This window comes from Pseudomonas vranovensis (assembly GCF_040438935.1).
Taxonomy (GTDB): Bacteria; Pseudomonadota; Gammaproteobacteria; order Pseudomonadales; family Pseudomonadaceae; genus Aquipseudomonas; species Aquipseudomonas vranovensis.
This window is the reverse complement of the sequence record NZ_CP159259.1, coordinates 1195206-1221168: the sequence shown is the minus strand read 5'-3', so window position 1 is coordinate 1221168 and position 25963 is coordinate 1195206. Positions and strand designations below refer to the sequence as shown.

Sequence of the window (25963 nt, the reverse complement as noted above, 5' to 3'; positions counted from 1 at the left end):
CGGCTTGTCAGCCGCACCGCATCGCGGGACAAGCCCGCGCCTACCGGATGGCGGCCAAGTAGTGCGCTACCAGGGCATTGGCATGGCCGTGTCCCAGGCCATGCTCGGCCTTGAGTGCAGTCACCAGTTCCATGTGCTTTTTTGCGCCGAGTGCTTCCAGCACACTGAGCCAATGACTGATCGGCTGGCCGTACTTTTTCTCGATCGAAGGAAAGTACGAGGCCGGGCCTTTCACTTTTGAATCTTCGCTCATGATGCAATCCCCTAGGCGTGGAAAAACAGCATAGCCCGCGCCTGCAGTCAGTGGGGGCTGGCGGTAGCGAGGGGCTGCGAGATGGCCTCCTCATCTATCTGCGCCATGCTCATCTGCGCCGTTTCCTTCAACAACAACGAACACACCGCCACCAGCGCCAGTGCCCCGGCGCCATACAGCGCCGCGCCGATCTGGTAGCTCGCCGAGATCCCCGAGTAACGCATGCTGCGGGGAAACTGCTCTCCCAGGAATGCCGGGATCGGCCCCTGGGTCGCCCCCATCAGTGCGCCAGTCAGGCTGTAGGCAAACAGGGCAACGGCGAAGCGCTGCATATCGACCAGGTTGAAAAAGGCGAACAAGCCAAGAGCCATGACCAGCGCACCGAACACCATCACCGTGCGCCGCCCGAGGCGGTCGGACAAGTGCCCGAACAGCGGCGCCGACAGCACGATGGCAACCGACAAGGTCAGGTCGAACATCAAGGCATCGGTACTGCTGAAGCCCACTTGGGTGGCGTAGGTCAGGAAGAAGGTACTGCCAATGTAGGCGATGGTGCAGTAGCCAAAGGCAATCCCGGTGCACAGCAGCAGTTGCCGTGGCCGTTGACGCAGTGCTTCGGCCAGCGGGGCGCGTACCGGTTTGATCGCAGGTTGGGCGACCGGTGCTGGCGCCTTGAGGCGCGCGTACAGGCCGATCAGCACCAGGGTGCCGCCCAGCCAGAACGGTATGCGCCAGGCAAAATCCACCAGATTGTCGTTGTAGGCGGCACTGACCAGGGCAAACACGCCCGCCCCAAGAATGCCGCCGACGCCAATGCCCATGCTGGTGAAGCTGCCCCACAGGCCGCGCCGGCCAGGCGGCGCCGACTCGATGCCGAACAGCGCCGCGCCACCCCACTCGCCGCCCGCGGCAAAGCCCTGGACCAGGCGCAGCAGCACCAACAGGATCGGCGCGGCCACACCGATGCTGGCATGGCCAGGCAGGCAGCCAATGAGAAAGGTGCTCAAGCCCATGAGCAACAGGGTGGCGACCAGCACTTTCTGCCGACCGATGCGATCACCGTAGTGGCCGAACACCAGGCCGCCCAACGGCCGGGCGAAGAAGCCGGCACCGAAGGCACTGAAGGCCACCAGGGTTGCGGTCAGATGGTCCATCTGGGGGAAGAACACCTGGGGGAAGACCAGGGCAGCAGCGGTGCCGTAGATGATGAAATCGTAGAACTCCAGCGCCGTACCCATGCCGGAAACGCAAAAGGTCCGGAAGGCAGAGCGGGAGGACGCAGGATGGGAATGATCCGCATGCATTGTTGTTGTTCTCGTTGTGCGGGTGCCGCCGTGCGGGCGGCACCGGGCGGGTTCAGAAACGTTCGTAGCCGGCTTTGGCCAGGTGCAGCGGCGTACCCGCCACGTACTCCAGAACGCAGTGCTCGGTATCGATGCCCACGCTCAGCAGGGTTTCCCAGCGTTCGGTGTCGGGCATGCTCAGGTCCGGGTAGAAGCAGATCGGTGCGTTGGCGCCTTCGCCACCGCACATGGCCTGGGCGCGGGCGCGCAGGTCGGCACGGCCCATTTGCCCGACCACCTGTTCCAGATGACCCAGCCGGCACTGGGTGTCGGGGCGGTCGGCAACCTGTTCGCCCTCGCTCAGGTACGGGTCGAGGAAGTGGTTGGTGTGCAGCAGCCAGCCGTCGTCACGGGGCAACACCAGCGCTGTGCGCTCGGGGCTGAGCTCGATGCTCGCAGCACGCGGGCTGCTGTCTTCGCGGGAGAACACGGTGAGCACCGTGGACGCGCTGACCCGGGCCGAACGGGCCAGTTCGATGGCCTCCTCGACACTGCTCGCCTCCTCCAGCAAGCGACGGGCAATGGCATGTACCGGCACACCACCGCTATTGTTGTCGCTGCTGTGGTGAAGGATATTGAAGTGCAGGCCAACGCCTGCACTGTTGACGCCCAGCTTGGCCAGCATGCCGAACTCGCAGAACAGTTTGACGTGCATGCCGCGTGTGGTATCGAGCGCCAGCATCAGGCCATGGGGGCACAGGCTGTCGTGCCAGTCCCAGGTTTGCAGGGTCAGCGGCGCGCGCGGCCCGCGCGGGGCATGCACGGTGGTGGAGCATTCGTGGTGACGGGTACGTGCCGCCAGTACTTCGGTGCGGGCATTCAGGCTCGCCAATTGCCACAGCGGCAACTCGGCGCCACTGGCCATGGCGATCACTTCGGCGGCCAGCTCCGGGCGCCAGGCCTCAAGCGCCGCCAGGCTGTTTTCACCGATACGTTGTGCTTCGCTCAGGGACACGCCCACCCGGGGGAAGAAGTCCAGGTACAGGTGGGTGGTGTGGCGGATCTGCTCGGCGAAGCGCTCGCCGATCTGGCGGCCACGCTCGGCGGGGCTGTGGGTCTGGGTGACGAGGGTATGGATCTTCACTGCGCGAGGGCTCCTGGTACAGCGGGCTGTGTGGTTGCTATCGACCAAGCCTAACGACCCGTTCCGCGCCGATCATTGCCACAACCCGCACAACTTTTGTGCCCAACTGGAAAAACTCAGCCTCGCGCCCGGCCCTCCAGCCCCTGGCCGCGCAAGTGCTCGTGCAGCAAGGCGATGAAGGCCTGCACTTTGCGGGTGTTGCGCCGGTGCGGCAGGTACAGCACATGCACCCAAGGTCCGAATGCGCTCAGCGCACGCCAGTAGTCGGGCATCACCTCCACCAGTTCACCCTTGGCCAGATACGGTGCCGCACACCAGGTGGGGACGAACTGCAGGCCCTGGCCATCGAGCAGGCAAGCCAGCAGGAAGTCGAAGTTGTCGCTCACCAGCCTGGGCGTGGGCTGGCGTACCCGCAGCGATTGGCCCTCGCGTTCGATCCACCAGTAACTGCGGTTGAGCAAGGGGTGACGCAACAGCAGCCAGTCGTGCTGGGCGTAGTTCTCCAGGGTAATGGAATCACCACGCCGGGCCAGGTAGTCGGGGCTGGCACAAAGGATCACGCGGTTCTCGATCAGCGGCTGGGCAATCAGCTCGGGCTGGTCGGTGGGGCCGTCGCGCAACGACAGGTCGAAACCGCCGTCGATCAGGTCTTCGTTGGCATCGTTGAGGTTCACCTCCAGGCGCACTTGCGGGTGCTCGCGCATGAACCGGCAGCACACCTGGTTGAGGAACGCCGGGCCGAACGACGGCGGCGCGGTGATGCGCAACGTGCCGCGCAAGGCGTGCTGCAACTGCTCCACCTCTTCGGTGACCAACTGCAGGTGCATCAACGCCTGGCGGGCGCCCTCCAGGTAGATCGTCCCGGCTTCGGTCAGGGCCATGCGCCGTGTGGTGCGCTCGAACAGGCGCACGCCCAGCTCGGCCTCCAGATGGGCCACGGCCTTGGTGATGGCCGACGGCGTCTTGCCCAACTGCTCGGCCGCACGACTGAAGCTGCCCTGCTCGGCAGCGGCAACGAAGATGGTCAGGGCCGTCATTTTGTCCATGCTGGGTTCCTGTTCGGCACACGCGGATGCGTTCAAAACGCGCCGAGTATAGGCCAGGGATTATTTCCAAAGGGCGAAAAAAGTTGTGCCTGCCCTCGTCTTTAACCGCCCCCAGGCCTTGGCTAGGCTGCGGCTCCATCACAACAAGAACGAGGCATCGAATGAAGCAGTTCCTGAAAATGGCCCTCAGCGCCGGCCTGGCCTGCACGGCCCTGCCGGGTTTCGCCGCGGTGGACCTGATCCTGCACAACGCCAAGGTCTATACCGCCGAGCCGGGCCAGCCGCTGCAGCAGGCCGTGGCGGTGGAAGGTGACAAGATCGTCGCGGTTGGCACCGACGACGCAGTGCTGCGTTTGAAGGCCGATAGCACTCGGGCCATCGACCTGGGCGGCAAGGTGCTGATGCCCGGGATGCTCGATTCCCACTCCCACGCCATCAAGGGCGGCCTGCAAATGGAACTGGCCAACCTTGCCGGCGAGCAAATCCCCCTCGACCAGTTGGAGCAGCGCCTGCGTCAGTGGCGCGACGACGGCAAGGCGCGCCGAGGCGAATTCCTCAGCGTCGGCGGCCTGCCTTCGACTTACTGGGACAACATCCCGGCCCTGGAACAGCGCTTCAACCACGGCGAATGGGCCGCGCAACCGATTCTCTTTGCCGCCTATGACATGCACACCGGCTGGGCCAACCAGGCCATGCTGACGCGTGCCGGGGTCGATGCCAAGACGATCACGGCCCTGCCGGCCGAAGCACGCAACACCATTGGCCAGCACAAGGACGGCACCCCCAACGGCTTCCTCGTCGACGCCAGCTACTACCCAGTGAGCGACCTGTTGCCGCCTCTGTCCCACGACACGCTGATGACTGCCGGGCGCATGGCCCTGGATTACTCGAAAAAGCTCGGCATCACCGGTTGGATGGACCCGCTGGGCAACGAGCTGCCTGGGGCCGACGTCAAGAACAACTCGCTGGGCGTTCTGCCGATCTACAAGGAACTTTCCGACAAGGGCGAACTGACCGCCCACGTCGCGGCCCTGCTGATGGCCGACTCCAAGGCCCGCCCTGCCGACCTGGACGAACTGGACAAAGTGCGCCAGCAGTTCCAGGGCGTACACAACCTCACCTTGCCGGGTATCAAGGTATTCGCCGACGGTGTCGCGGAGATTCCGGCCCAGAGTGCGGCGATGCTCGAACCCTACAAGAACTCCGGCCAGCGCGGCGAGCTGCTGCTTGACCCAAAGCACTTCGGCGAGCTGGTCAGCGCCGCCGATGCCCGTGGCTGGCTGGTGCATGTGCACGCCATCGGCGACCGTGCCGTGCGCGAAACGCTCAACGGCATCGCACAGGCCCGGCGTGACCGCCACAGTGGCATCCCCCACTCCATCACCCACCTGCAGATGGTCAGCCCCAAGGAATACGCACGCTTCAAGGACCTCGACGTGATCGCCTCGATGCAGTTGTACTGGGCCAGTGCCGACGAATCCAACATCGACCTGGTCAAGCCCTACGTGGACGCCATGGCCTTCATGCACACCTTCCCGGCCCATTCGCTGCTCAAGCACGGCGCGACCATTGCCGGTGCCAGCGACTGGCCGATCACCACCCCGGACCCGTGGAAGGCCATCTACCAGGCGGTCAGCCGCAAGGGTTCCAAAGGTGTGCTCAATGCCGACGAAGCCATCGACCGCCAGGTGATGTTCCAGGCCTACACCCTCAATGCCGCCCGGGCCATGCGCCTGGAGCAACTGACCGGCTCGCTCAAGGTCGGCAAGCAGGCCGACATGATCGTGCTCGACCGCGACGTGTTCAGCGTTGCTCCCGAGGCCCTGCGTGACACCCAGGTCACCCAGACCTGGTTCGCCGGCCAGCAGATCTACGCCCGCTGAGCCCGCAGCACCCGTGGCAGCGCCGCGCCGCCACCCCCTGTAGCGCCCACAACAACAATAATGGAACGCCCTTCATGAACCCGCGCACCCTTATCGCAGGCGGTCTGCTCGCCTGCGCGCCGTTTGCCCATGCCATCGACCTCAACGAAGCCTTCAGCCTGGAAGCCAAGGTCGGTCTCTTCAGCGACTACCGCACCCGCGGCATCTCCCAGACCCAGAACGACCCGGCCCTGCACGGTTCACTGACCCTGTTGCACAGCAGCGGCCTGTATGCCGGGGTATGGAGTTCCAACGTCGACTTCGGCTTCGACAGCCGCACGCGTCAGGAGCAGGATTACTACGCCGGCTACTTCTGGCAGATCAACGACGACGTCACCCTCGACACCTCGTATATCCACTACGTCTACCCGCGCCAGAGTGCCCTGAACTACGGCGAGTACCATGCCGAACTGCGCGCCTGGGGGGTGCTGCTCGGGGGCAACTACTCGGGCGACTTCAACCGCGACCAGTCGATGCTCTACAGCTATGTAGGCTACGGCACGCCACTGCCCTACGACACGGGCCTGCAAGTGCGTTACGGGCGCAACGACTACAAGGACCCGAGCTGGTTTTCCAGCGACGGCGGCAGCCGCAGTGCCTACCACGAGTGGGAAGTGAAGCTCAGCCGCACGATGCTGGCCCTGGACTGGTCGCTGAGCTACATCGACACTGACCTGTCCCAGGCTGAATGCGCCAGCTATCTGGGCTTCGAGGATATCTGCAGCGCTGCCGTGGTGGCCTCGGTCAGCAAGACCTTCTGACGTTCCATCCTGCACACAGGCCCGACCGCTGCGCGGCTACCCAAAGGCTGTAGCCGCTGCCGAGGCTACGATCGCCTGCAAAGCAGTCGCCCGCTAGCGCGGGAACAAGAAGGTCACCGCCGCCCGGAAGCCCCAGCCCTGCGGGCCATTGTCCGGGCTGTCGAGCCAGTACCTGGGCCCAACCTGCACGGTCAGCGGGTGACCACTGATTTTCAGCAACTGGGTCACGGTCAGGTTGACCGGTACCGACCATTCGCGGGTTTGCCAGTCGTAGGTGGATTCGGTGTTGATCCCGTAGGTGGTCAGGCTGCTGTTGGTGTAGGAGAAAAATGGCTGCAGGAAGGTCTGGTTGACCTTGTCCTTGTCATCCGGCGGACTGCCGTCCAGGCCCCAGATATGGTTGGCCAGGATGCCCCGGGTCCAGCCGTTCGATTGTTTGAGCGCAACGGCTGTCGGGCCCAGCCCCCATTGCTCGCTGCCGAGCAATTCATCGCTGCCCGTGGGGATCAACAGCGCAGGGCCGGCTCCGAGTATCCAGCCGCTGTCGGTGGGCTGCTTGGGCGAGAAGAAAAAGCTCTGGGTGATGTCGCCAACACCGGATTTGTCCGCCGCACCACCCGACACCAGCCCGTGCTGATCGATGATCGGCAGGATGGTGCGAGAAATGAGGTTCCACTCGTCGTTCAACTCAAATGGCAGCACTGGCTGGATGTGCGTAACGCTGTGCATGCCCTCGCCCGACGGCCCGATCTTCTGATCCCAGTTGTATTGCACAGGCAGGCTGTACATGGCTGCTACCGGGTTGAGGGCTTTTTTGGCCAGCTCTGCCGAGTCCTCCGCCTGGGCGATTGGAGCCAGGCTCAACACCATCAACGAAACGGGCATCCATTGCATCACATTCATCGTCACTCACCTGTCTGCTCGGTACCGGGTTAGCGTAGGCAACTGTGAGGGATGTGCAATTCTGCACAGGAATGTGGGAGCTGCACGGGCTTCATCGCTGGCACGCCAGCTCCCACCGGGCGTTGCATGTTCGTCAATGGGCCGATGCGCCGCTGGCGCCGACACCGGTCTGGCCGCGTACGTACTGGTCCTCGAAGGCTTCGCGTTCGGCCTTGGCGCGGGCGCTCTGGTCGAGTTTCGAGAACACGTAAGCCGCCAGGAATGCCAACGGCATGGAGAACAACGCCGGCTGGGTATACGGGAACAGCGGCTCGCTGAAGTGGAACACATCGACCCACACCAGCTTCGAAAACACCACCAACGCCATCGCACTCACCAGCCCCAGGTAGCCGCCTGCCAGCGCACCACGGGTGGTCAGGCCACGCCAGAACATCGAGAGAAACAGCACCGGGAAGTTCGCCGAGGCGGCAATACCAAACGCCAGCGCCACCATGAACGCCACGTTGGTGTTCTCGAATACGATGCCCAGGCCAATCGCGACCAGGCCCAGCCCGAGGGTGGCGAACTTGGTCACTCGCAGCTCCTGCGCCTCGCTGGCCGTGCCCTTCTTGATCACCCGCGCATACAAGTCGTGGGCGATGGCCGAGGCACCGGCCAGGGCAAGCCCCGACACCACCGCCAGGATGGTGGCGAAGGTCACCGCCGAGAGAAAGCCCAGCAGCATGTTGCCACCCACGGCCTGGGCCAGGTGCATGGCGACCATGTTGCCGCCGCCCAGCAGTTTGCCGCCGGCCTGGCCACCTTCGAAGTACTGCGGGTCCTGGCTGACGATGACAATCGAGGCCAGGCCCAGCAGGAAGATCACGTTGAAGAAATAGCCGATGAAGCCCGTGGCATAGAGCACCGACTTGCGCGCCTCCTTGGCGTCGCTGACGGTGAAGAAACGCATCAGGATATGTGGCAAGCCGGCGGTCCCGAACACCAGGCCCAGGCTCAGCGACAATGCCGTCAGCGGATCGGCCAGCAGGCTGCCAGGTGCCAGCAGGCGATCACCCAGCCCATGGATGCTCATCGCGCGGGTGACCAGGGTGTCGTAGCTGAAGTTGAACTCGTTCATCGCCAGCAGCATCACCAGGGTGCCGCCCACCATCAGCAGGAAGGCCTTGATGATCTGCACCCAGGTGGTCGCCACCATGCCACCGAAGGTCACGTAGAGCATCATCAGCGCACCGACGATCAGCAGCGCGATGTGATAGTCGAGGCCGAACAGCAGCTTGATCAGTTGCCCCGCCCCGACCATCTGCGCCACCAGGTAGAAGCACACCACGGTCAACGAGCCGATCGCCGCCATGGTCCGCACCTTGCCCTGATCGAGGCGGTACGAGGTGATGTCGGCGAAGGTGAACCGCCCCAGGTTGCGCAGCCGTTCGGTCATCAGCAACAGCAGCACCGGCCAGCCGGCGAAGAAGGCGATCAGGTAGATGTAGCCGTCCATGCCTGAGGTGTAGATCAGCGCAGTGATGCCCAGCAAGGTCGAGGCCGACATGTAGTCGCCCGCCAACGCCAGGCCGTTCTGGAACCCCGAGATACCACCGCCGGCGCTGTAGAAGTCGGCGGTCGAGCGAGTACGCCGCGCGGCCCACCAGGTGATGGCCAGGGTGAAGACCACGAACACCATGAACATGCCGATGGCATGCAGGTTCAAGGGCTGGCGTGTTGCCGCCTCCATCGCTGGCGAAGCCAGCAGCGAAGTGGAGAACAACACCGTGCCAAGGGCGAGCAGGCAACGTGCGTTCATCGTGCCTCCTCCTGCTCGACCTGGGCGATCAGCTCGCGGGTCATGCGGTCGAACTCGCCATTGGCGCGGTACACGTAGAAGCCCGACAACGCGCAGAAGAACACGAACAGCGACACCCCGGCGACCACGCCGAAGGTCAGGTTCGAGCCCTCGGCAAGGCGCTGGCCGATCAGCTCGGGCCAGAACGACACCAGCCCCATATAGGCGTAGAACACCGCCACGATCACCACCAGAAGGCCCAGGGTGAGCCGGTTGCGTCGAGCCACCAGCTCGATGAATTGGGTGTTGCGCCGTATGCGTGCATACAAGGGACTGGAACTGGGCATGTGACCACCTCTGACGAAAGCACTTGTTGTTATTGGAAAAGGCGTGCGACGGGTCGATCAGTGTTCGATCTGGCAGGGCACCTCCTGTGGCGCTTTGGCCCACTCACGCAACACGAACTTCTGGATCTTGCCGGTCGCAGTCTTGGGTAGATCCACCAGCGAGACATGCCGCGGTGCCTTGAAATGCGCCAGTCGCTGGCGACACCAGAGGACCAACTCATCAACGCCGACACTGGTGGCGGCATCCGCGCGCAAGGTCACGAATGCATGGGGCGTTTCGCCCCAGTGCGGGTCGGGTCGGGCCACCACGGCTGCCTCGATCACCGCAGGGTGTTGATAAAGCACTTCTTCGATTTCCAGCGAACTGATGTTCTCGCCACCGGAGATGATGATGTCCTTGGAGCGGTCCTTGATCTCTACGTAGCCATCGGCGTGCAGCACTGCCAGGTCGCCGGTGTGCAACCAGCCATCGGCAAAGGCTGCGCGAGTCGCCGAGGCGTTGTTGAGGTAGCCCTTCATCACCGTGTTGCCGCGCACTACCAGCTCACCGAGGGTCACGCCATCGGCCGGCACCGGCTGGCCACTCTCGACGTCGAGTACGGTGGCTTCTTCAAGCATTGGGTGGGCCACGCCCTGGCGGCCCATGAACTGCGCACGGGCCTCCAACGGCAGTTCGTCCAGGCCCGGTTGCCACATGCACAGGGTGCTCGGCCCGTAGCTTTCGGTCATGCCGTAGGCATGGGTGATGCTGAAGCCACGCGCCTCCATGGCAGCGATCACGGCGCTGGGCGGCGCAGCGCCACCGGTGATCACCGCCACCGGCTGACCGGCGCGGTGCTCGAACTGTTGCTCGGCATGGATAAGCATCGACATCACCACCGGCGCCGCACTCATGTGCGTGACGCCGTGCTCGGCGATGGCGGTGTAGATCGAAGTGGTCTGCACTTTGCGCAGGCACACATGGGTACCACCGCACAGGGTCACCGCCCAGGTGTGGCTCCAGCCGTTGCAATGGAACATCGGCAGCGTCCACAAGTACACGCTGCGCGGCCCGAGCTGGAAGATCAGCGCCCCGGCACAGGCATTCAGGTAGGCGCCGCGGTGATGCAGCAGCACGCCCTTGGGGTCGCCCGTGGTGCCGGAGGTGTAGTTCAAGGCAATCGACTGCCATTCATTTTCCGGCAGCGAAAGCGCCCGCCGGGCATCGCCCTGGGCCAGGAACGCTTCGTAGTCCAGTTCGCCGATCAGCTCGCCGCCAAGGGCCTGGGCATCGTCGATATCGATCACCAGGGGCCGGCTCTCCAGCAAGCTCAGGGCCTGGCGCACGGTGGCACTGAACTCGCGGTCACAGATCAGCACCTTGGCCGCCGAGTGGCGAAGGATGAAGGCAATACTGTGCGCTTCCAGGCGAATGTTGATGCTTACCAGTACAGCGCCTGCCCCCGGCACGCCATAGTGCGCTTCAAGCAGCTCCGGCACGTTCGGCGCCAGCACCGCAACACGGTCACCGCGCTGCACGCCGACCCGCTCCAGCGCACTGGCAAGGCAACGGCTGCGTTGGTGAAGCTGCCGGTAGCTGTAGCGACGGCTACCGTGGATCACCGCGTCGCGGTCCGGATAGATGTGCGCGGCACGCTTGAGGAAGGACACGGGCGACAGCGGCACATAATTGGCGTCGTTGGGCGCAAGCTCCGCTTCAAACATCGAAGGCATCATGTAGGGCTCTCCTGACCGTCATCGGTCTGTTGTTGTGCTTGAGAGGCGTTGCAGCAGGCGGCCTACAGGCCGCTGCACAGATGCCCTCCATCGACCACGATTTCGGTACCGGTCATGGCCTTGCCGGCATCGCTGGCCAGCAGCAACAGCGCACCGTCGAGGTCCGTCGGCTGGCAGAACGCACGGCTGGGAATACGCGCACGCAGCTTCTCTCCCGCGTCGCTGCGAAGAAAATCCTCGTTCAGTTCGGTCATCACATAGCCCGGCGCCAGGGCGTTGACCCGGATGCCATGGCGCGCCAGCTCCAGCGCCATGGCGCGGGTCAGGTGGGCCAGTCCGGCCTTGGCCGCAACGTAGGGACTGACCGCACCGGCGACGCGACTGGCGAGAATCGAGGTGACATTGATCACACTGCCGCCGCGCTGCGCCTGCACCATCCGCCGCGCGGTTTCCTGGGCAACGCTCCAGGCGCCCTTGAGGTTAGTGTCGAGAATCTGGTCCCACCCCTCGTCGTCATAAGCCAGCACATTGCGGCTGTCGCTGACACCGGCGTTGTTGACCAGGATGTCCAGCGGGCCGACTTCATCGAGGCAACGGCAGATGGCGTCGCGGCGGGTGACGTCGAGCGAATGGGCGCTGGCCCGGCCACCGGCCGCCTGGATATCGTCCACCAGTTGGCGCAACGGCTCGCTGCGCCGCGCCGCTACCGCCACCTCGGCGCCAGCGGCCGCCAGGGTCAGGGCGAAATGCCGGCCCAGGCCACTGGAGGCGCCTGTGACCAGGGCACGACGGCCTTCAAGGTTGAACAGTTGGGCAATAACGGGCTGCATCAGTGCGCTCCTGTGCGGCGGTCGAGGATTTTTTTCGCCAGGCTCATGCGATGGACTTCGCTCGGGCCGTCGTAGATGCGAAACGGCCGGATGTCGCGGAAAATCCGCTCGACCACGGTGTCGTCGGTCACACCGCGACCACCGAGCATCTGCACGCAACGGTCGACTACCCGCCACAGCGCTTCGGCGCTGATCACCTTGGCCATGCTCGAATCGACATTGCCGCGCTGGCCCTGGTCGAGCACCCAGGCGCAATGCCAGACCGCCAGGCGCACCACGTGCAGGTCCATCATGTTGTCCGCAAGCATGAAACCGACGCCCTGGTGCTCACCCAGCGGCTTGCCGAACGCGTCTCGGGTACGGGCGTAGTCACAGGCGATGTCGTGGGCCCGACGGGCCGCGCCGAGCCAGCGCATGCAGTGGGTCAGCCGGGCCGGTGCCAGGCGTACCTGGGCATAGCGGAAGCCGGCACCGATCTCACCCAGCACGTCGCTGGCCGGAATGCGCAGATTGTCGAAGCGCAACTGGCCGTGCCCCCCGGTAAAGCAGCTGTCCAGAGAGTTGAGCTGACGCTCGTGGACAATGCCCTCGCGGTCCATGTCGGACAGGAACATGGTGGCGGTGCCGTCTTCCATGCGCGCCATGATGATCACGAAACGCGCGCCCTCGGCGCCGGTGATCAGCCACTTGTGACCGTTGATGAGATAGTCGTCACCGTCGCGGGTGGCCGTAGTACGCAGCATCGACGGATCGGAGCCGGAGCCCGGCGCCGGCTCGGTCATGGCAAAGCAGGAACGGATATGGCCCTGCACCAGCGGACGCAACCAGCGGTCTTTCTGCGCTTCGGTGGCGACCACGTCCATCAGGTGAATATTGCCTTCGTCCGGCGCATGGATGTTCAGCGCCACCGGGCCCAGCGGCGAATAACCGGCCTCTTCGAAGACGATGGCCTTGGCGATGTGGCTCAACGCCTGGCCGCCCATTTCGCGGCTGGCGTGCGGGGTCAACAGGCCAGCCTTGCGGGCGCGCTCGATGAGCTCCTGGCGCAGGCTTTCACCAGGGCCATGGGCGGTCTGGCGCGGGTCTTTTTCCAGCGGGATCACCTGCTCGGCGATAAAGGTGCGGGTCTTCTCTTGCAGGGCGAGCAGGTCGTCGGGGAGCGTGAAGTTCATGGCTGTCCTTGGGTGCTTGGCACGGTGCGGTATTCAAGATGGGCGACGGGTGCGCTCATGGCAGCGCCTTGGGATTGCTGATTGCCAGCTGTGCGAGGGTGGTCTGTTGCAGCGCCTCAAGCAGCCGGCTGCGTTCATCGCCACCATCGAAACGGCCTTCGCGGATTGCGGCAGCGAGCCCTTGGCGGGCGTCACCCAGTGACAACTGGCGGTCGTCCAGCAGCGCCTGCAGGTGCTCATGCTCCAGACCATCGGCGCTGTTTGCGTCCTGGTATTCGCGACCCGCGATGGCCATGGCATTGGCGACCATCAGGGTCAGGTAGCGTTTGTCGGCAGGCAGTGCCGGCAGCAGTTCCTGCAGCAGGGTCTGGCGAGCGATATGCAGCAGTTCGCGGGCGTCGGGGTGGTTCATTGTTTCGCTCCTGAGGTCAGGCGCAGGATTTCCAGTTCCAGCTCCGGCAGCAGGCGCCCGGTAAGCGCCAGCTCGAGTGACGGCTCTTCGCCCGAGAGATGGCGCTGGGTTTGTTGCAGGGCGATCACCGCCCAGCGCAAGGTCGCCATCACTTGCCAGTAATCGAGTTGTTCACGGTCGATGTGCAGCGCAGAAACCTCGCGGTAGCCGCGCAGAAAGTCCTCCAGTTGCCCGATGCCGCCTGCCTCGAGGTCTGGTCGAGCGAAGCGCCAGCAACGGGCGCAGAACCAGCCGATGTCTTCACGGGGGTCGCCCCAGCCGGTGAATTCCCAGTCCAGTACGGCCTGCAAGCCTGCTTCGTTGGCCAGGTAATTGCCGCTGCGATAGTCGCGATGCAGCAGGCACACCGTGCTGTCGGTCGGTGCGTTGAGCTCGCACCAGCGCAGGCCCCATTCCAGCACGGGGTGTGCGCCTTGATGGCGATCGAGAAAAGCGCGGTGCGTGGCGATGCTGGCCAGTGCCGGCGCGACGTCGGGCAGCGGCAGAAAGCCCAGCTCGCCACAGGGCGGGCGCAGTTGATGCAACCGCGCAAGGTTGGCACCCAACTCGGCAGCCAACTGCGCATTGCCTTCGGCAGCGCACTGGCCACTGAGCAACCGGCCCGCCGCAATGCCGGGCACCCACTCCATGAGGAAAAAGGCGCGGCCAATCACCGCCGGGTCCCGGCACAGCCACAGCGGCCGGGGCACTTTTACCCCGGCGCGATGCACCCGACTGAGCACGGCAAATTCCTGGGCGCGGCTCAGGCTAGCCGGCAACGCGGAGGCGGCGTCGCTGCGCAGAACCCAACGCTGTACACCGGCAAAGGGGCCGCCGTCGAGCTGCACGTCGAGCAGCCAGTTTTCCTGGATCGCCCCCCCTGAAAGCTGTTTGCGCTGCAAGATGACCACCCGCTGCGCCTGGGCCTGCTCGCCAATGAACGCCAGCAGGGGTTGATCGTTCGCCGCGTCGCTGTGTACGCCAGCGGCCTGGGATGCTGCGTTGAGACTGCTCATGACTCGATTCGCCCTGCCCTTGGGTATTTTTATCGGGGTTTGCGTATGGCGAATTAGCTATAGCAACGGCCGGGCCAACTCCTGTCAGTACAGCCATGATTCGCCGCCAAGCCCCGCTCTTGTTGGGCAGCGCAAGTTTGCTCGATCACCCTTGAGCGGCATGGCAGTGGAAAGCCGTTTCACTTCCGAATCAAATCTGTTCAACTCTGAAAAACAATTTCATCCTTGAATAGAGGAGCCCCACATGCCGCTGCCCCGCGCCCAGATCGTCGTGCTCATCAGCCACCTGCAACGCCCCGACCAGCAGAGCCGGCTGGCGCGGGTAGTCGAAGGGTTGATGGGCGACTTTGCCGAAGAGACCCGCATCCAGGTGCTCGACACCTCGGTGGACGAAGCGCTGCAGGTGGCCTGCGAGCTGGAGCGGCGCGGCGAAGTCGATGTGTTCGTGTGCGCTGGCGCAACGGCGGCCTACCTGCGCAAACACCTCACCCGCCCGGTGCTGTCGATGCGCATCAGCGGCGCCGACCTGCTGCGCGCACTGGAGCAGGCGCGCGCGCACTCTTCACAGGTGGCAATCCTCAGCTACAGCCACATCAATGCCGAACTGCAGGCCATGGCCGGGCTGTTCACCGTGCAGTTCCACCAGGCGTCCTACACCACCCTGGAGCAGGCACGGGCAGCGGTGGACCAGGTGGCGAAGCTGGGATGCCGTAGTGTCATCGGCTCGTCGACGGTGCTGGAACTGGCCGAGCAGGCGGGCCTGCATGGGGTGCTGTCGCTGAGCACCGAGACCGTACGCAAGGCACTGGAAGAAGCGATTGGCATTCTGCACAGCCAGCGCATCGAGATCGCCAAGCGCCAGCACCTGAACGGTGTGTTGCAACACATCCCCGCCGGTGTGGCGGCGATTGACAACCATGGCATCGTGCAGTCGCTGAACCCGGCGCTGGCGCTGCTGCTGGACCTGCCGCCCAGCGCTGCACTGGGGCGCCCGCTGCAGGAGTTGTGCCCGGCGCTGGACCTGGCGCAAGCATTGCGCGATGGCATCGGCGAGGAAAACCAGGTGATCCGCCTGGGGACCCACCAGGTGGTCAGCAACCTGCTGCCGATCCTGGAAAACGGCCAGCGTACCGGCATGGTGCTGACCTGCCAGGACACCACCGCTGTACAGCGCGCCGACCAGCGCATCCGCGCCTCGCGCCGCCCCGGTGCATTCGTTGCCAAATACCGGCTGGAACAGATCAGCGGCAACAGCCTGGCCAACCGCGAACTGCTGCGCCTTGCCGAGCGCTATGCCCTGACCGACTCGACCATCCTTATCACCGGCGAGAGCGGCACGGGCAAGGAACTGCTGGCCCAGGGCATCCACAACGCCAGCAAGCGACCCCATGGGCCGTTCGTAGCGATCAACTGCGCAGCCTTCCCCGAGTCGCTGCTCGAAAGCGAACTGTTCGGCTATGAAGAAGGCGCATTCAGCGGTTCGCGCAAGGGCGGCAAGCCGGGCCTGTTCGAGGCAGCGCATCGCGGCACGCTGTTTCTCGATGAAATCGGCGACATGCCGGTGTCACTGCAGACCCGCCTGCTGCGTGTGCTACAGGAACGTGAAGTGTTGCGCCTGGGCGGCACCGAGCCGATCTCCATCGACGTGCGCATCATCGCCGCCACCCACCAGGACCTGCGCGGCGCTATCGAGGCCGGACAGTTTCGTACCGACCTGTATTACCGCCTGAACATCCTGCGCCTGCAGACCCTGCCACTGCGCGAGCGACGCGAGGACATCGCCCTGATCGCCCGCGGTATCGTCCAGGGCCTGCTGGTCAGCGGCCAGCCACGCGGTGCAGGCGCCCTGCCCCCGGCCTTGATGCCGTACCTGCTGGAGTACCCCTGGCCGGGCAACGTGCGCGAGCTTGAGAACATCGTCGAACGCGCGGTGCTCTCGGCCAAGGAGCTGACGCATCATGGCGAGATCGACCAACAGCGGCTGGCGCGCTTGCTGCCTGAGTTGTTCGAACAACGCGAGGGCCCCTCGGCGCCTTTACCGGCAGTGACCGAAGACCTGCGCTCGCTGGGCAAGGCAGCGCAGTTGACGCATGTGCGCCAGACCCTGGAGGACTGCCAGGGCAATCACGACGAAGCGGCACGGCGGCTGGGTATCAGCCGCACGACCCTGTGGCGGCGCTTGCGGGGCTGATCAGCCCTTGTGGAAGCTGGCGCCAGTACCGCCTATGACCGCTTCGCGGCCGATCGTAGGCAAGACCAGCCCCATAAGTACTGTGCAGGGCAGCTTCTCCAGCAAAGCTCACACCACCGCTGTAGAAATAGGCTCGCCCGGCGAAACGGCCGGCACATGCGCCTGGTAAAAACACTTGAACGCCTCCGCCGGCATTGCCTTGGCGAAATACCACCCCTGGCCGAACTGCACCCCCTGACGGCGCAGGTAATCCGCTTGCGCCTGGGTCTCGATGCCCTCGGCGACGATCTGCAAGCCCAGGCTCCTGGCCATGTCGATGATATGGGTGGTCACCGAGCCGGCACCGGTGTCCGGGTCGAGGGTATCGACGAACGACTTGTCGATCTTCAGGATATCCAGGGGCAGTTGCTGCAGGTGCTGAAGGCTGGAAAAACCCGTACCAAAGTCATCGATGGCTGCCTGGTACCCCAATGCACGCGCCCGGTTCATGGCCGCCCGAGCGCTTTCGATCGCGACGAAGCCACGTTCTGTCGCTTCCAGCCAGATCTGCCCGGGATGCACTCCCGATTTATCCAGGGCACGCTCGAGCGCGGACAGGAAGCGGCCACTGCTGACATCCTCGGCCGCCAGGTTGATGGACACATGCAGGCTGCGATCCTCCACCAGCAGCGGGCCCAGGTCATGCATCACCTGCTCGAACACCTGATCGGTGATCGGCAGGATCAAGCCGCTCTTCTCGGCCAGCGGTATGAACAGGTCCGGGCTAACCAGGCTACCGTCCCGCCGGCGCCAGCGCAGCAGCGCCTCGGCACCGATGCAGCGGCCATCGCTCAGGCGCATGATTGGCTGGTAGTGAACAATGAACTGACGCCTGCGCACCGCCAGCCTCAGCTCGGCCAGCGGCGACAGACGCTGGCGTGTGCGCCTGATGAGCACCACCGCGAGCCCACCGGCAATCAAGCCGCCGATGGGCAGCAGCAACAGCTCCATTCTTATCAACCCTTGCAGCAACTCCTGGCGAGACAGTGCGGCAATGGCCACCCAATCGCCGCTGTGAACCAGGGTGTAGAGATAACCCTCCTCAAGCCCCTTGGCCGAGCCCGTATGCACGCGGCTCAGGAACCGCTCGACGCCCGGCCGCGAGGTACTGACCAGATGGCCACCCGCAGTACCCACTGCAAGATGGACGTTGTCTTCGAGGGGCACCTGGAGGAACTGCTCAGGGTCCACCAGCACGTTGAAGGCGGCGTACTGCAGGGCCATCATCGGTTTGGCGTGGACGATGTGCGGTTGCACACCAATGGATACACGCACGCCATCGGTGGTGGTGAAGTCTTCCCGCCAGGGCTTCACATGCTGGCCCATCGAGCCCCATGAACCGCAGGCGAAGACTTCTTCCTCGACATACCCGACCGACTTCACGGAAAACGTATTGATGGTCAACAGGCGCATCTCATCGATGCTTTCCGGTGTGCAGGGCACGAGGTGGGAGCCGGCAATGCGCTTGAGCGCGCCGGCCGCTTCATTGACGGTGCCACTGGCCCGGCCGGAGGCCACGACGGCCAGGGATTCCAGGCGTTGCTGGGCGGAGTGCAGATTGAGCATCCAAGCCAGATACCCCATCAGCAGAACCGGCAGAAGGACGCAAGGGAAACCCAGGAGGATGCTTTCCCAGACGATGCGTTTACGGTTCATGGTGCCGCCTTGGCCATTGGCCTGTGCCCAGCTACGTCAGCCTAGGCCTGCCCAGGCGCCGCCACATTGCCGCAGATCAACTTCCCCACCGGTGGCAACGGGCTTGTCCGCAATTGCGGTGTGCCAGGCAGATTGCTATCGCGGGGCAAGTCGAGACGTCGCACCGCCGCTCCTACAGGATCCGGTCCCACTGGGTTGCTACCTCCTGCACACTCGCGCATTTGATCCCGGCAAGATCGGTCGGGTAGTCGACACCCGGGTTCTCGCAAAACCGCGTGGCGGTGAATTGGCCGTTGCTGGCCCGCAGGATCAGGCCGGTGTCCTGGCACAGCGAACTGGCCAGGTACAGCACACCCGGTGTGACCCACTCCGGCTTGAGGTTCTCGGGCGGCTGGGTGATGCCCCACATGCGTGTCTTGGCCACCGGCGACACCGCGTTGACCAGGATGCCGTGCTCGCGGCCCTCCATGCTCAGTGCGTTCATGATGCCGATCTGCGCCATCTTTCCGGCCGCGTAGGCCGTCAGGCCGACCTGGGCGTATTGCGCATACATGGCGCGGTCGGAGGTGGTCAGCACCACCCGTGGGGCGGCGGAGCGCTTGAGGTGAGGCCAGGCATGCTTGCTCAACCAGATCGGTGCCTGCACGTTGATGCCCAGCGAGCGTTGCAGGAACGCAGCGTCTTGCTCTTCGATCGACTGATAGCCAACCCAGCCAGCGTTGTGGATTAGGATGTCGAGCCCGCCGAATCGCTCGATGGCCAGCGCCACCAGTGCCTTGCACCCCGCCTCCTCATCCAGGTTGCCTGCGTGTGCCACCACCTGCCCACCTTCGGCCTGCAATGCGCGTACGACGGCAGTTGCGACGCTTTCATCCTGGCCTGCGCCCGCCCGATCCGTACCCAGGTCGCTGATGACAACCCGGGCGCCTTCGGCCAGCAGGGCCTTGGCGTACGCGAGCCCAAGGCCTTGGGCTGCACCGGTGACGATGGCGACTTTATCTTTGAACAGCATGGTCCACTCCTTTGGCTAAGACTGCGACAGCCTAGCAGCCCTCAGCGGGCACTGGCATCCGCCTCGTGCTCGTCGGCAAAGGCCATGAACATCTCAAGGTCCAGCACCTCCAGCTTGATCCTGGCGATGAACGCCGAGAACGCCAGGTTGGCCGCCAGCAGCCGCAGGTCGCTGGCCCAGGCCGGGACATGGACCGGTCCCTTGAGCCAGCCTGAGTCGAACAGCGGCCCCAGGCGCACGGTATCGCTCAGGCTCAGGCGGCCGGCAAACAGGTGCCCGACCAGCTCCGGCCGGTTGTCGCGAATGGCGATGCGCATCAACGTGTGGACGCCAAGCAAACCGGTGAGGTAGGCCGCGTCCTTGGTGAACGCCGAGCCGCCACGCAGGTCGGCGCCACGGAAAATCCGTTGGGTCGAGCGGAAGGACTCCTCTTGTGACTGGCCCGCCGCCAGGAACCCTTCAAATACCTGGATGAAATCGGCGCCATCCATCGCCTGCTGGACCGCCAGCACACGCAGGGCCAGGCGACGCAGGCGGTTGATGTCCATGCTGCCGGTGAACAACTCGGCCAGGGTAGCGATGCCCTCCTGGGTCTGGGTGGTACGCGGCGCCCCCAGGCCCAGGCATTTGAGGTTGGGTTGCAACGCGCCGTTCTGCGCGGTGGCGACATGCACAAAGGCTTCGTGCTGCAACAACTGTTGCTTGTCCAGCTCCGAGAACAGTGCGCTGGCACGCAAGCGGATACGGCTCGTTCCGGCGATGGCCTTGGCGGCGAGGCTCGGGGCCAGCTTGATGGCGACCTGGCCGATGCCAAAAAAACGGTCCAGCTCCGGCTGCATCCAGGCAGCAAATTCTGCCGCCGGGATGTTGGCCTCGGTGGATGGAATACGGGGGCCGCCCAACAGCGCGTCGGTGGTGGTGAGGAAGAACCGGGCGGCGTCCAGCATGCTTAGCTGCTGCTTCGGATAATAGAAATCCGGTCGCCGGTACAGCGCCGAGGAATAGCCCGTGAAGGCCGGTGTGCCGATGGCACCCAGCATCCGTGCGGCGGTGGCGTAGCTGCGGGCGGTCATGGCCAGGTAGTGCCCGGCCGGGTGGCCTTCGTCGCACCGGCCGGCGAAGGCTTCAAGCGCGACAATGTCGCTGCTGTGGTCACGCGGGCGCTGCTCGACGTCGGGCAACCGCGCTTTGCCGCTGCGCCAGTTCGCCAGGAACACCGGCTCGACCCCATCGGGCCACGCCAGCGCATCCAGCACACGAATCTTGCGCGCCAGCAGCGGTAGCGCGGCATCGAGCTCGGTCAACATGGCAAGGCTCATGGCGAGACCCATTGGCGATGAGGTTTCATCGAATAAGCGTAGCCGCTGTCGGCAGGCTGCGATTGGCTGCGCAGCAGTCGTCTCAGGGCCCTGCGACCGCTTTGCGGGCGATCGCAGCCTGGCGGCAGCGGCTACAAAACCAGTCGCCCCAAGCGGCGTGGCAACTAGCCATCATTTAATGCTCAAGATCTATCTATCCATGGCCGATACCATTCGAACGTCCCGATAAAAATCGAGTGAACTCACCACGCCATGAACAGAAGTCTTCGTTTCAGCCACAAAATTCTTTTGGCAGCGTCTTTGATCGTGATGCTCGCCTTCACCCTGTTCACCCTCTACAACGACTACCTGCAACGCAATGCCACCCGCGTCAGCCTGGAAAACTACCTGGCCGAAATGGGCGAATCGACCGCCACCAACATTCGCAACCTGCTGGAGGGGCGGATCACGCTGGTGGAAAACCTGGCGCAGAACATCGCCCAGGAACCTGCCAATGCCGAGACGCTGATGGGCCAGCAGGCGCTGGTTTCGAGCTTCCTGACCGTTTACCTGGGCAAGGTCGATGGCGGCTTCAGCGTGCGTCCCGACACCAAGATGCCCGAGGGCTACGACCCGCGCCCCCGTCCCTGGTACAAGGACGGCATGGCTGCCAGCGGCGCGATACTCACCGAACCCTACATCGACTTGACCACCAACAAGACGGTGATCGGCATCCTCAGCAAGGTGTCCAGCAGCATCGGTGTGGTCGGTGGCGACCTGTCGCTCGAAGGCTTGGTGCAGATCATCAATTCGCTGAACTTCGGCGGCATGGGCTACGCCTTCCTGGTCAACGACCAGGGCAAGATTCTGGTCCACCCGGACCAGGCGCTGGTAATGAAATCGCTGTCAGACCTGTTCCCGGGGCGCACGCCGAGACTGTCCGGTGAGCTGACCGAGGTCCAGGCCGATGGCCAGGCCCGTCTGCTGACCTTCACGCCGATCAAGGGGCTGCCTTCGGCCAACTGGTACATCGGCCTGTCGGTGGACAAGAACAAGGCCTATGCGATGCTCAGCGAGTTCCGCACCTCGGCGGTGATCGCCACCCTGGTGGCCGTGGCGATCATCATCGCCCTGCTCGGCCTGCTGATCCGCGTGCTGCTGCAACCGCTGCACACCATGACCCGGGCCATGGAAGACATCGCCCAGGGTGAAGGTGACTTGACCAAGCGCCTGGCCATCCACAGCCACGACGAGTTCGGTGACCTGGGTAACGCCTTCAACCGCTTTGTCGAACGTATCCATACCTCGATCCGCGAGGTGTCCTCGGCCACCGAGCAAGTCAACGAAGTAGCCCTGCGGGTGGTCAGCGCCTCCAACTCGTCGATGGTCAACTCCGACGAGCAATCCAACCGCACCAACAGCGTTGCCGCCGCGATCAACGAACTGGGCGCTGCCGCCCAGGAAATCGCCCACAACGCAGCGCAAGCTTCGCAGCAGGCAAGCTCGGCGCGCCGCCTGGCCGAAGAAGGCCAGCAGGTGGTCGACCGCAACATCGCCGCCATGAGCCGCCTTTCCGACCTGATCTGCACCTCCAGCTCGCACATCGAGACGCTCAACAGCAAGACGGTGAACATCGGCCAGATCCTCGAAGTGATCACCAGCATTTCCCAACAGACCAACCTGCTGGCCCTCAACGCCGCCATCGAAGCGGCGCGGGCCGGTGAAGCCGGTCGTGGCTTTGCCGTGGTCGCCGATGAAGTACGCAACCTCGCGCACCGCACCCAGGAATCGGCGCAGCAGGTACAGAACATGATCGAGGAATTGCAGGTGGGCGCCCGCGAGTCGGTCGAAACCATGGGCCAGAGCCAGCGCCACAGCCAGGACAGCGTCGAAATCGCCAATCAGGCCGGTGAGCGCCTGGGCAGCGTGAACCTGCGCATTGGCGAAATCGACGGGATGAACCAGTCGGTGGCCACAGCGACCGAAGAACAGACCGCCGTGGTCGAGGCGATCAACATGGACATCAATGAAATCAATATGCTCAACCAGGAAGGGGTCGAGAACCTGCAGGCCACCTTGCGCGCCTGCGCTGACCTGGAACAACAGGCCAGCCGCCTGAAGCACCTGGTGGGCAGCTTCCGTATCTGAGCGCACTGACGGTGGGGGCCACTGTCGTACACAGCACTGGTGGGAGCCCCCAGTGCTGTTACGGCTCCAGCAGTTCGCTGATCCATCGAACGTGCCGGGCGACCTCTTCAGGCGCCGCCTGGTGTGCCAGGATCCGTTGCTTGAGCCGCAACCGGCGTTGCCATTTGCGCAGGAACGCCTCGCTGCGCGCCTGCATCAGCAACGGGCCGAAGTACAGCTCCAGGTCGGTGTACGCCACAGGCTCGCCACGCTCGGCGACGATGATCTCGTAATCGAAGCGGTTCTCGCGCAGCACCTCTTCATGGAGGATGCGGTAACCGTTTTCCATCAGCCACCGGCGCAATGGCTGTTCGCCGCCGTTCGGCTGCAGGATCAGCCGCGCCTTCCCGCACAGGCGCATGTTGTCGCGCTCGAGGATGTCGCGGATCGTCTCGCCGCCCATACCGCACAGACTCACGGCGGTGATCCCGTCACTCGGCTCGATCGCCGCCAGGCCGTTGGCCAGGCGTACGGTAATGTGCTGTTCCAGGCCTTCTTCGCGCACCGTGCGTTCGGCCGCGCGAAAAGGCGTCAACGCCACCTCGCCGGCCACCGCCGCCGCAATCAGGCCACGGCGCATCAAGGCCACCGGCAGATAGCCGTGATCCGAGCCGATATCGGCCAGGCGCGCCCCGGCCGGCACCTGCGCTGCCACGCGCTCAAGGCGCATGGACAATGTCTGTTCGTTCAACCGCTGCCCTTCTTCATTTGCCCGGATCGGGGCGCGATTCTGTCGGGCAATGCCGCGCATTTCAACCCGCCGGGAACAACTGACTTGGACCAGGACCGCTGCGCGCTCGATCGCAGGCTGCCGCCAGCGGCTACACGGTTTGGCCTGCACCTGTAACCGCTACCCGACCGCGCAGTCTTTTATCCGCTCACGCAGCCATTTCAGGCCAGGGTCGGTATCGAACCGGTTGTGCCAGTAGGCAACCAGTTCCGGCGCCGGAAAGTCGACCGGCGGCTCGTGGCAACTGAGGCCGAACGTTGGCGCAAAGACACGGGCGATCGGGCCCGGCAAATTGCAGATGTAGCCTGTCTGTGAAGCGATCACCGGCATCGCCATGAAGTTCTGCACCAGTACCCCGATGCGCCGGGCAAGGCCTCGGGCCTTGAGGGTGGTATCGATGATGTTGCCTTCGCGCTGGTGTATTTCGATCATCACCTGTGGCCGTTCGAGGTACAGCTCCAGGGGGAAGCGTCCGGGCGCAAGGCCTTCGCGCTCCCAGATCAGCGTAAGCAGGGAAACCGTGGTGATCGACTCGTGGCGCAGGCTCGCACCCTGCGCCATGGGCGTGCTGATGACCAGATCAATTTCACCTCGCTCCAGCAACGGCGCCAAGGTGCTGGCAGGCGGCAGCGGCACCACCTCGATCATCACCCCGGGTGCCTCGCGGGCGATGTGTTGGATCAGCCTGGGCAGGATCAGGAATTCGACGAAGTCGCCTGAGGCAATCCGGAACGTGCGCTGCGCTGCCCCCGGCAGAAAGGGTACGGAGCCTTGCAAAACGTCATCCAGCCGCGTCAGTGCATCACGCACCGGGCCTATCAGTTCGGTGGCGCGCGCCGTCGGCACCAAGCCGTTGCGCCCGTTCACGAACAGTTCATCGCCCAGCCGCTCGCGCAATCGTCGCAGGGCATGACTCACCGCTGGCTGGCTGAGTGCCAGGCGCTCGCTGGCGCGAGTGACGTTCTGTGTCTCCCACAAGGTGGCGAAAACCACCAGCAGGTTCAGGTCCAGGGTACGGGTATTAATATTCTGCATTCCCGGAATTCCACATATTCATTTCCTTCACGGTACAGGCTTTGGTGTAGTCGCTCCACCCATCATCTGTGCGAGCGCGCAACCATGAATAACAATAAAACCCTGCAAATGGGCTGGTTCATCCCAACCATTGGCGACACCACTGCCTTCAGTGATCCGACCAAAAGCATCTCGCAGTCCCGCGAGCATTTCGAGCGGGTGGCCGTTACCGCCGAAGAAGCCGGGTTCGATTACGTATTGGTGCCAGTGACCCCCTTCTGCTGGGACGCCTGGGTGACCGCCGCATTCGTGATTGCCCGCACCGAGCGTCTGAAGGCGTTGGTGGCGGTCAAGCCAGGCTTCATCCATCCGGTCGCCCAGGCAAAGATGTTCGCCACCTTCGACCAGATGTCCAAGGGCCGCATCTACATCAACCTGATCGCCGGCCTCAGTGAGAAAGATGCCTACGCCGAGGGCCAGATCAGTTCCAAGGAAGGGCGTTATGAGCAGATGGAAGAAGAAGTCGAGCTGATGAAACGCCTGTGGACCGAGGAAAGCGTGGAGCACGAGGGCAGGTATTACCAGGCTCACGGCCCGAAGATCATCCCGGCACCGCTCCAGCAGCCTCACCCGCCGTTCTTCCTCGGTGGCGGCTCCGAACAGGCCGCCGAAATTTCGGCCAAACACTCCTCGGTACACCTGTTCTGGGGCGATTACCCGGAGCGTATCGCCGAACAGGTCAAGGAAATGCGTGAACGCGCGGCCAAGTATGGCCGTGGTGAGGAGATCGAGTTCGCCATGCGTCTGCAGATCATCTGCCGCGAGACCGAAGAGCAGGCCTGGGCCGCCGCCGATGCGCTGGTCGATGGTGCCGACCCGGCCTGGACCGAGCAGGTCAAAACCATGATGGCTGAGTCTGTCGCCAACCAACGGCAGAAAGAACTGTCCCGAACGGTCGGGCGCAAGATGACCCCGCACCTGTGGACCGGCATCACCGAGGTGCGGCCCGGTGCCGGCGTGGCGGTGGTCGGCAACCCCCAGCAAGTCGCCGACCAGTTGCTGGCCTTCGTCGACGCCGGTTGCACCGGCTTCTGCCTCTCCGGCTACCCGCACCACGAAGAAGCAGAGCGCTTCGGTCGCCTGGTCATGCCACTGCTCAAGCGCTGAGTCACTCCACACCAACAACAATTAGCCGCTGGCACGCCCGGCGGCAAT

At 64.2% G+C, this 25963-nt stretch carries 22 protein-coding genes; 5 read left to right on the top strand and 17 right to left on the bottom strand.

Annotated elements, in window-relative coordinates; all coding sequences use genetic code 11:
* Nucleotides 1–40 precede the first annotated feature (40 nt).
* The 4 genes from ABVN19_RS05620 to ABVN19_RS05605 all read right to left on the bottom strand — a co-directional run bounded on the left by ABVN19_RS05620 (nucleotide 41) and on the right by ABVN19_RS05605 (nucleotide 3726).
* The gene (locus tag ABVN19_RS05620) at nucleotides 41–253 is read right to left on the bottom strand and encodes a DUF4287 domain-containing protein (protein WP_028941540.1); all 213 of its coding nucleotides are present in this window, start codon (nucleotides 251–253) and stop codon (nucleotides 41–43) included.
* Between the two features lie 47 nt (nucleotides 254–300).
* A complete protein-coding gene (locus ABVN19_RS05615) occupies nucleotides 301–1491 on the bottom strand; it encodes an MFS transporter (protein WP_256585830.1) in 1191 nt (396 codons plus the stop codon).
* Between the two features lie 118 nt (nucleotides 1492–1609).
* Nucleotides 1610–2680, bottom strand: a complete 1071-nt coding sequence (locus ABVN19_RS05610) for a C45 family peptidase (RefSeq protein ID WP_105641818.1) — start codon at nucleotides 2678–2680, stop codon at nucleotides 1610–1612.
* A gap of 116 nt (nucleotides 2681–2796) precedes the next feature.
* Nucleotides 2797–3726, bottom strand: a complete 930-nt coding sequence (locus tag ABVN19_RS05605; RefSeq protein WP_028941537.1) for a LysR family transcriptional regulator — start codon at nucleotides 3724–3726, stop codon at nucleotides 2797–2799.
* 161 nt (nucleotides 3727–3887) lie between these two features.
* Between ABVN19_RS05605 and ABVN19_RS05600 the strand changes: the two genes are divergently transcribed.
* Entirely contained in the window at nucleotides 3888–5609 is a 1722-nt protein-coding gene (locus ABVN19_RS05600) for an amidohydrolase (RefSeq protein ID WP_028941536.1), read from the top strand.
* A gap of 74 nt (nucleotides 5610–5683) precedes the next feature.
* Nucleotides 5684–6409, top strand: a complete 726-nt coding sequence (locus tag ABVN19_RS05595) for a TorF family putative porin (protein ID WP_105641819.1) — start codon at nucleotides 5684–5686, stop codon at nucleotides 6407–6409.
* A gap of 93 nt (nucleotides 6410–6502) precedes the next feature.
* Here the strand turns inward: ABVN19_RS05595 and ABVN19_RS05590 are convergent, their stop codons facing one another.
* From ABVN19_RS05590 to ABVN19_RS05555, 8 genes are all read right to left on the bottom strand, one after another.
* Nucleotides 6503–7303, bottom strand: coding sequence for a transporter (locus ABVN19_RS05590; RefSeq protein WP_245219025.1), 801 nt, complete (start codon nucleotides 7301–7303; stop codon nucleotides 6503–6505).
* A gap of 142 nt (nucleotides 7304–7445) precedes the next feature.
* Nucleotides 7446–9110 carry a cation acetate symporter gene (locus ABVN19_RS05585; protein ID WP_105641820.1) on the bottom strand — a complete coding sequence of 555 codons (1665 nt, stop codon included), beginning with the start codon at nucleotides 9108–9110 and terminating at the stop codon, nucleotides 7446–7448.
* A complete protein-coding gene (locus tag ABVN19_RS05580) occupies nucleotides 9107–9436 on the bottom strand; it encodes a DUF485 domain-containing protein (RefSeq protein WP_084167895.1) in 330 nt (109 codons plus the stop codon). Before ABVN19_RS05580 ends, ABVN19_RS05585 begins: the two co-directional genes overlap by 4 nt.
* Before the next feature lie 57 nt (nucleotides 9437–9493).
* Complete coding sequence (locus ABVN19_RS05575) at nucleotides 9494–11152, bottom strand: acyl-CoA synthetase (RefSeq protein WP_105641821.1); 1659 nt, start codon at nucleotides 11150–11152, stop codon at nucleotides 9494–9496.
* A gap of 62 nt (nucleotides 11153–11214) precedes the next feature.
* Nucleotides 11215–11982 carry an SDR family oxidoreductase gene (locus tag ABVN19_RS05570; RefSeq protein WP_105641822.1) on the bottom strand — a complete coding sequence of 256 codons (768 nt, stop codon included), beginning with the start codon at nucleotides 11980–11982 and terminating at the stop codon, nucleotides 11215–11217.
* Entirely contained in the window at nucleotides 11982–13154 is a 1173-nt protein-coding gene (locus ABVN19_RS05565) for an acyl-CoA dehydrogenase family protein (protein WP_028941529.1), read from the bottom strand. The genes ABVN19_RS05570 and ABVN19_RS05565 overlap by 1 nt, the downstream gene beginning before the upstream one ends.
* A 55-nt stretch (nucleotides 13155–13209) precedes the next feature.
* On the bottom strand, nucleotides 13210–13566 hold the full coding sequence (locus tag ABVN19_RS05560) for a DUF6285 domain-containing protein (protein WP_105641823.1): 357 nt from the start codon (nucleotides 13564–13566) through the stop codon (nucleotides 13210–13212).
* The gene (locus ABVN19_RS05555; protein ID WP_036989277.1) at nucleotides 13563–14621 is read right to left on the bottom strand and encodes a phosphotransferase family protein; all 1059 of its coding nucleotides are present in this window, start codon (nucleotides 14619–14621) and stop codon (nucleotides 13563–13565) included. The genes ABVN19_RS05560 and ABVN19_RS05555 overlap by 4 nt, the downstream gene beginning before the upstream one ends.
* Before the next feature lie 244 nt (nucleotides 14622–14865).
* On the opposite strand from ABVN19_RS05555, the gene prpR reads away from it, so the two are divergent.
* Entirely contained in the window at nucleotides 14866–16812 is a 1947-nt protein-coding gene (gene prpR / locus ABVN19_RS05550) for a propionate catabolism operon regulatory protein PrpR (RefSeq protein WP_105641824.1), read from the top strand.
* A gap of 108 nt (nucleotides 16813–16920) precedes the next feature.
* Here the strand turns inward: prpR and ABVN19_RS05545 are convergent, their stop codons facing one another.
* The 3 genes from ABVN19_RS05545 to ABVN19_RS05535 form a co-directional block, all read right to left on the bottom strand.
* Nucleotides 16921–18507, bottom strand: coding sequence for an EAL domain-containing protein (locus tag ABVN19_RS05545; RefSeq protein ID WP_105641825.1), 1587 nt, complete (start codon nucleotides 18505–18507; stop codon nucleotides 16921–16923).
* Nucleotides 18508–18679: 172 nt separating this feature from the next.
* Complete coding sequence (locus ABVN19_RS05540; protein WP_105641826.1) at nucleotides 18680–19519, bottom strand: SDR family NAD(P)-dependent oxidoreductase; 840 nt, start codon at nucleotides 19517–19519, stop codon at nucleotides 18680–18682.
* 41 nt (nucleotides 19520–19560) lie between these two features.
* The gene (locus tag ABVN19_RS05535) at nucleotides 19561–20838 is read right to left on the bottom strand and encodes a flavohemoglobin expression-modulating QEGLA motif protein (RefSeq protein WP_105641832.1); all 1278 of its coding nucleotides are present in this window, start codon (nucleotides 20836–20838) and stop codon (nucleotides 19561–19563) included.
* Nucleotides 20839–21090: 252 nt separating this feature from the next.
* Here ABVN19_RS05535 and ABVN19_RS05530 point away from each other — a divergent pair, with 252 nt between their 5' ends.
* Nucleotides 21091–22965, top strand: a complete 1875-nt coding sequence (locus ABVN19_RS05530) for a methyl-accepting chemotaxis protein (protein WP_105641827.1) — start codon at nucleotides 21091–21093, stop codon at nucleotides 22963–22965.
* 58 nt (nucleotides 22966–23023) lie between these two features.
* Here ABVN19_RS05530 and ABVN19_RS05525 read toward each other — a convergent pair whose 3' ends face one another.
* Both ABVN19_RS05525 and ABVN19_RS05520 read right to left on the bottom strand, forming a co-directional pair.
* On the bottom strand, nucleotides 23024–23695 hold the full coding sequence (locus tag ABVN19_RS05525; RefSeq protein WP_280643186.1) for a tRNA (adenine(22)-N(1))-methyltransferase TrmK: 672 nt from the start codon (nucleotides 23693–23695) through the stop codon (nucleotides 23024–23026).
* Nucleotides 23696–23854: 159 nt separating this feature from the next.
* Complete coding sequence (locus ABVN19_RS05520) at nucleotides 23855–24769, bottom strand: LysR family transcriptional regulator (RefSeq protein ID WP_028941521.1); 915 nt, start codon at nucleotides 24767–24769, stop codon at nucleotides 23855–23857.
* Nucleotides 24770–24853: 84 nt separating this feature from the next.
* Between ABVN19_RS05520 and ABVN19_RS05515 the strand changes: the two genes are divergently transcribed.
* A complete protein-coding gene (locus ABVN19_RS05515; RefSeq protein WP_105641828.1) occupies nucleotides 24854–25915 on the top strand; it encodes an LLM class flavin-dependent oxidoreductase in 1062 nt (353 codons plus the stop codon).
* Nucleotides 25916–25963: the final 48 nt, after the last annotated feature.

Bases quoted from the DNA above. Each gene is read 5' to 3' on its own strand.
- ABVN19_RS05620 (WP_028941540.1), bottom strand. From the start codon at position 253: ATGAGCGAAGATTCAAAAGTGAAAGGCCCGGCCTCGTACTTTCCTTCG.
- ABVN19_RS05615 (WP_256585830.1), bottom strand. From the start codon at position 1,491: ATGGGTACGGCGCTGGAGTTCTACGATTTCATCATCTACGGCACCGCT.
- ABVN19_RS05605 (WP_028941537.1), bottom strand. From the start codon at position 3,726: ATGGACAAAATGACGGCCCTGACCATCTTCGTTGCCGCTGCCGAGCAG.
- ABVN19_RS05600 (WP_028941536.1), top strand. From the start codon at position 3,888: ATGAAGCAGTTCCTGAAAATGGCCCTCAGCGCCGGCCTGGCCTGCACG.
- ABVN19_RS05595 (WP_105641819.1), top strand. From the start codon at position 5,684: ATGAACCCGCGCACCCTTATCGCAGGCGGTCTGCTCGCCTGCGCGCCG.
- ABVN19_RS05590 (WP_245219025.1), bottom strand. From the start codon at position 7,303: ATGCAATGGATGCCCGTTTCGTTGATGGTGTTGAGCCTGGCTCCAATC.
- ABVN19_RS05585 (WP_105641820.1), bottom strand. From the start codon at position 9,110: ATGAACGCACGTTGCCTGCTCGCCCTTGGCACGGTGTTGTTCTCCACT.
- ABVN19_RS05580 (WP_084167895.1), bottom strand. From the start codon at position 9,436: ATGCCCAGTTCCAGTCCCTTGTATGCACGCATACGGCGCAACACCCAA.
- ABVN19_RS05575 (WP_105641821.1), bottom strand. From the start codon at position 11,152: ATGATGCCTTCGATGTTTGAAGCGGAGCTTGCGCCCAACGACGCCAAT.
- ABVN19_RS05570 (WP_105641822.1), bottom strand. From the start codon at position 11,982: ATGCAGCCCGTTATTGCCCAACTGTTCAACCTTGAAGGCCGTCGTGCC.
- ABVN19_RS05565 (WP_028941529.1), bottom strand. From the start codon at position 13,154: ATGAACTTCACGCTCCCCGACGACCTGCTCGCCCTGCAAGAGAAGACC.
- ABVN19_RS05560 (WP_105641823.1), bottom strand. From the start codon at position 13,566: ATGAACCACCCCGACGCCCGCGAACTGCTGCATATCGCTCGCCAGACC.
- ABVN19_RS05555 (WP_036989277.1), bottom strand. From the start codon at position 14,621: ATGAGCAGTCTCAACGCAGCATCCCAGGCCGCTGGCGTACACAGCGAC.
- prpR (WP_105641824.1), top strand. From the start codon at position 14,866: ATGCCGCTGCCCCGCGCCCAGATCGTCGTGCTCATCAGCCACCTGCAA.
- ABVN19_RS05545 (WP_105641825.1), bottom strand. From the start codon at position 18,507: ATGAACCGTAAACGCATCGTCTGGGAAAGCATCCTCCTGGGTTTCCCT.
- ABVN19_RS05540 (WP_105641826.1), bottom strand. From the start codon at position 19,519: ATGCTGTTCAAAGATAAAGTCGCCATCGTCACCGGTGCAGCCCAAGGC.
- ABVN19_RS05535 (WP_105641832.1), bottom strand. From the start codon at position 20,838: ATGAGCCTTGCCATGTTGACCGAGCTCGATGCCGCGCTACCGCTGCTG.
- ABVN19_RS05530 (WP_105641827.1), top strand. From the start codon at position 21,091: ATGAACAGAAGTCTTCGTTTCAGCCACAAAATTCTTTTGGCAGCGTCT.
- ABVN19_RS05520 (WP_028941521.1), bottom strand. From the start codon at position 24,769: ATGCAGAATATTAATACCCGTACCCTGGACCTGAACCTGCTGGTGGTT.
- ABVN19_RS05515 (WP_105641828.1), top strand. From the start codon at position 24,854: ATGAATAACAATAAAACCCTGCAAATGGGCTGGTTCATCCCAACCATT.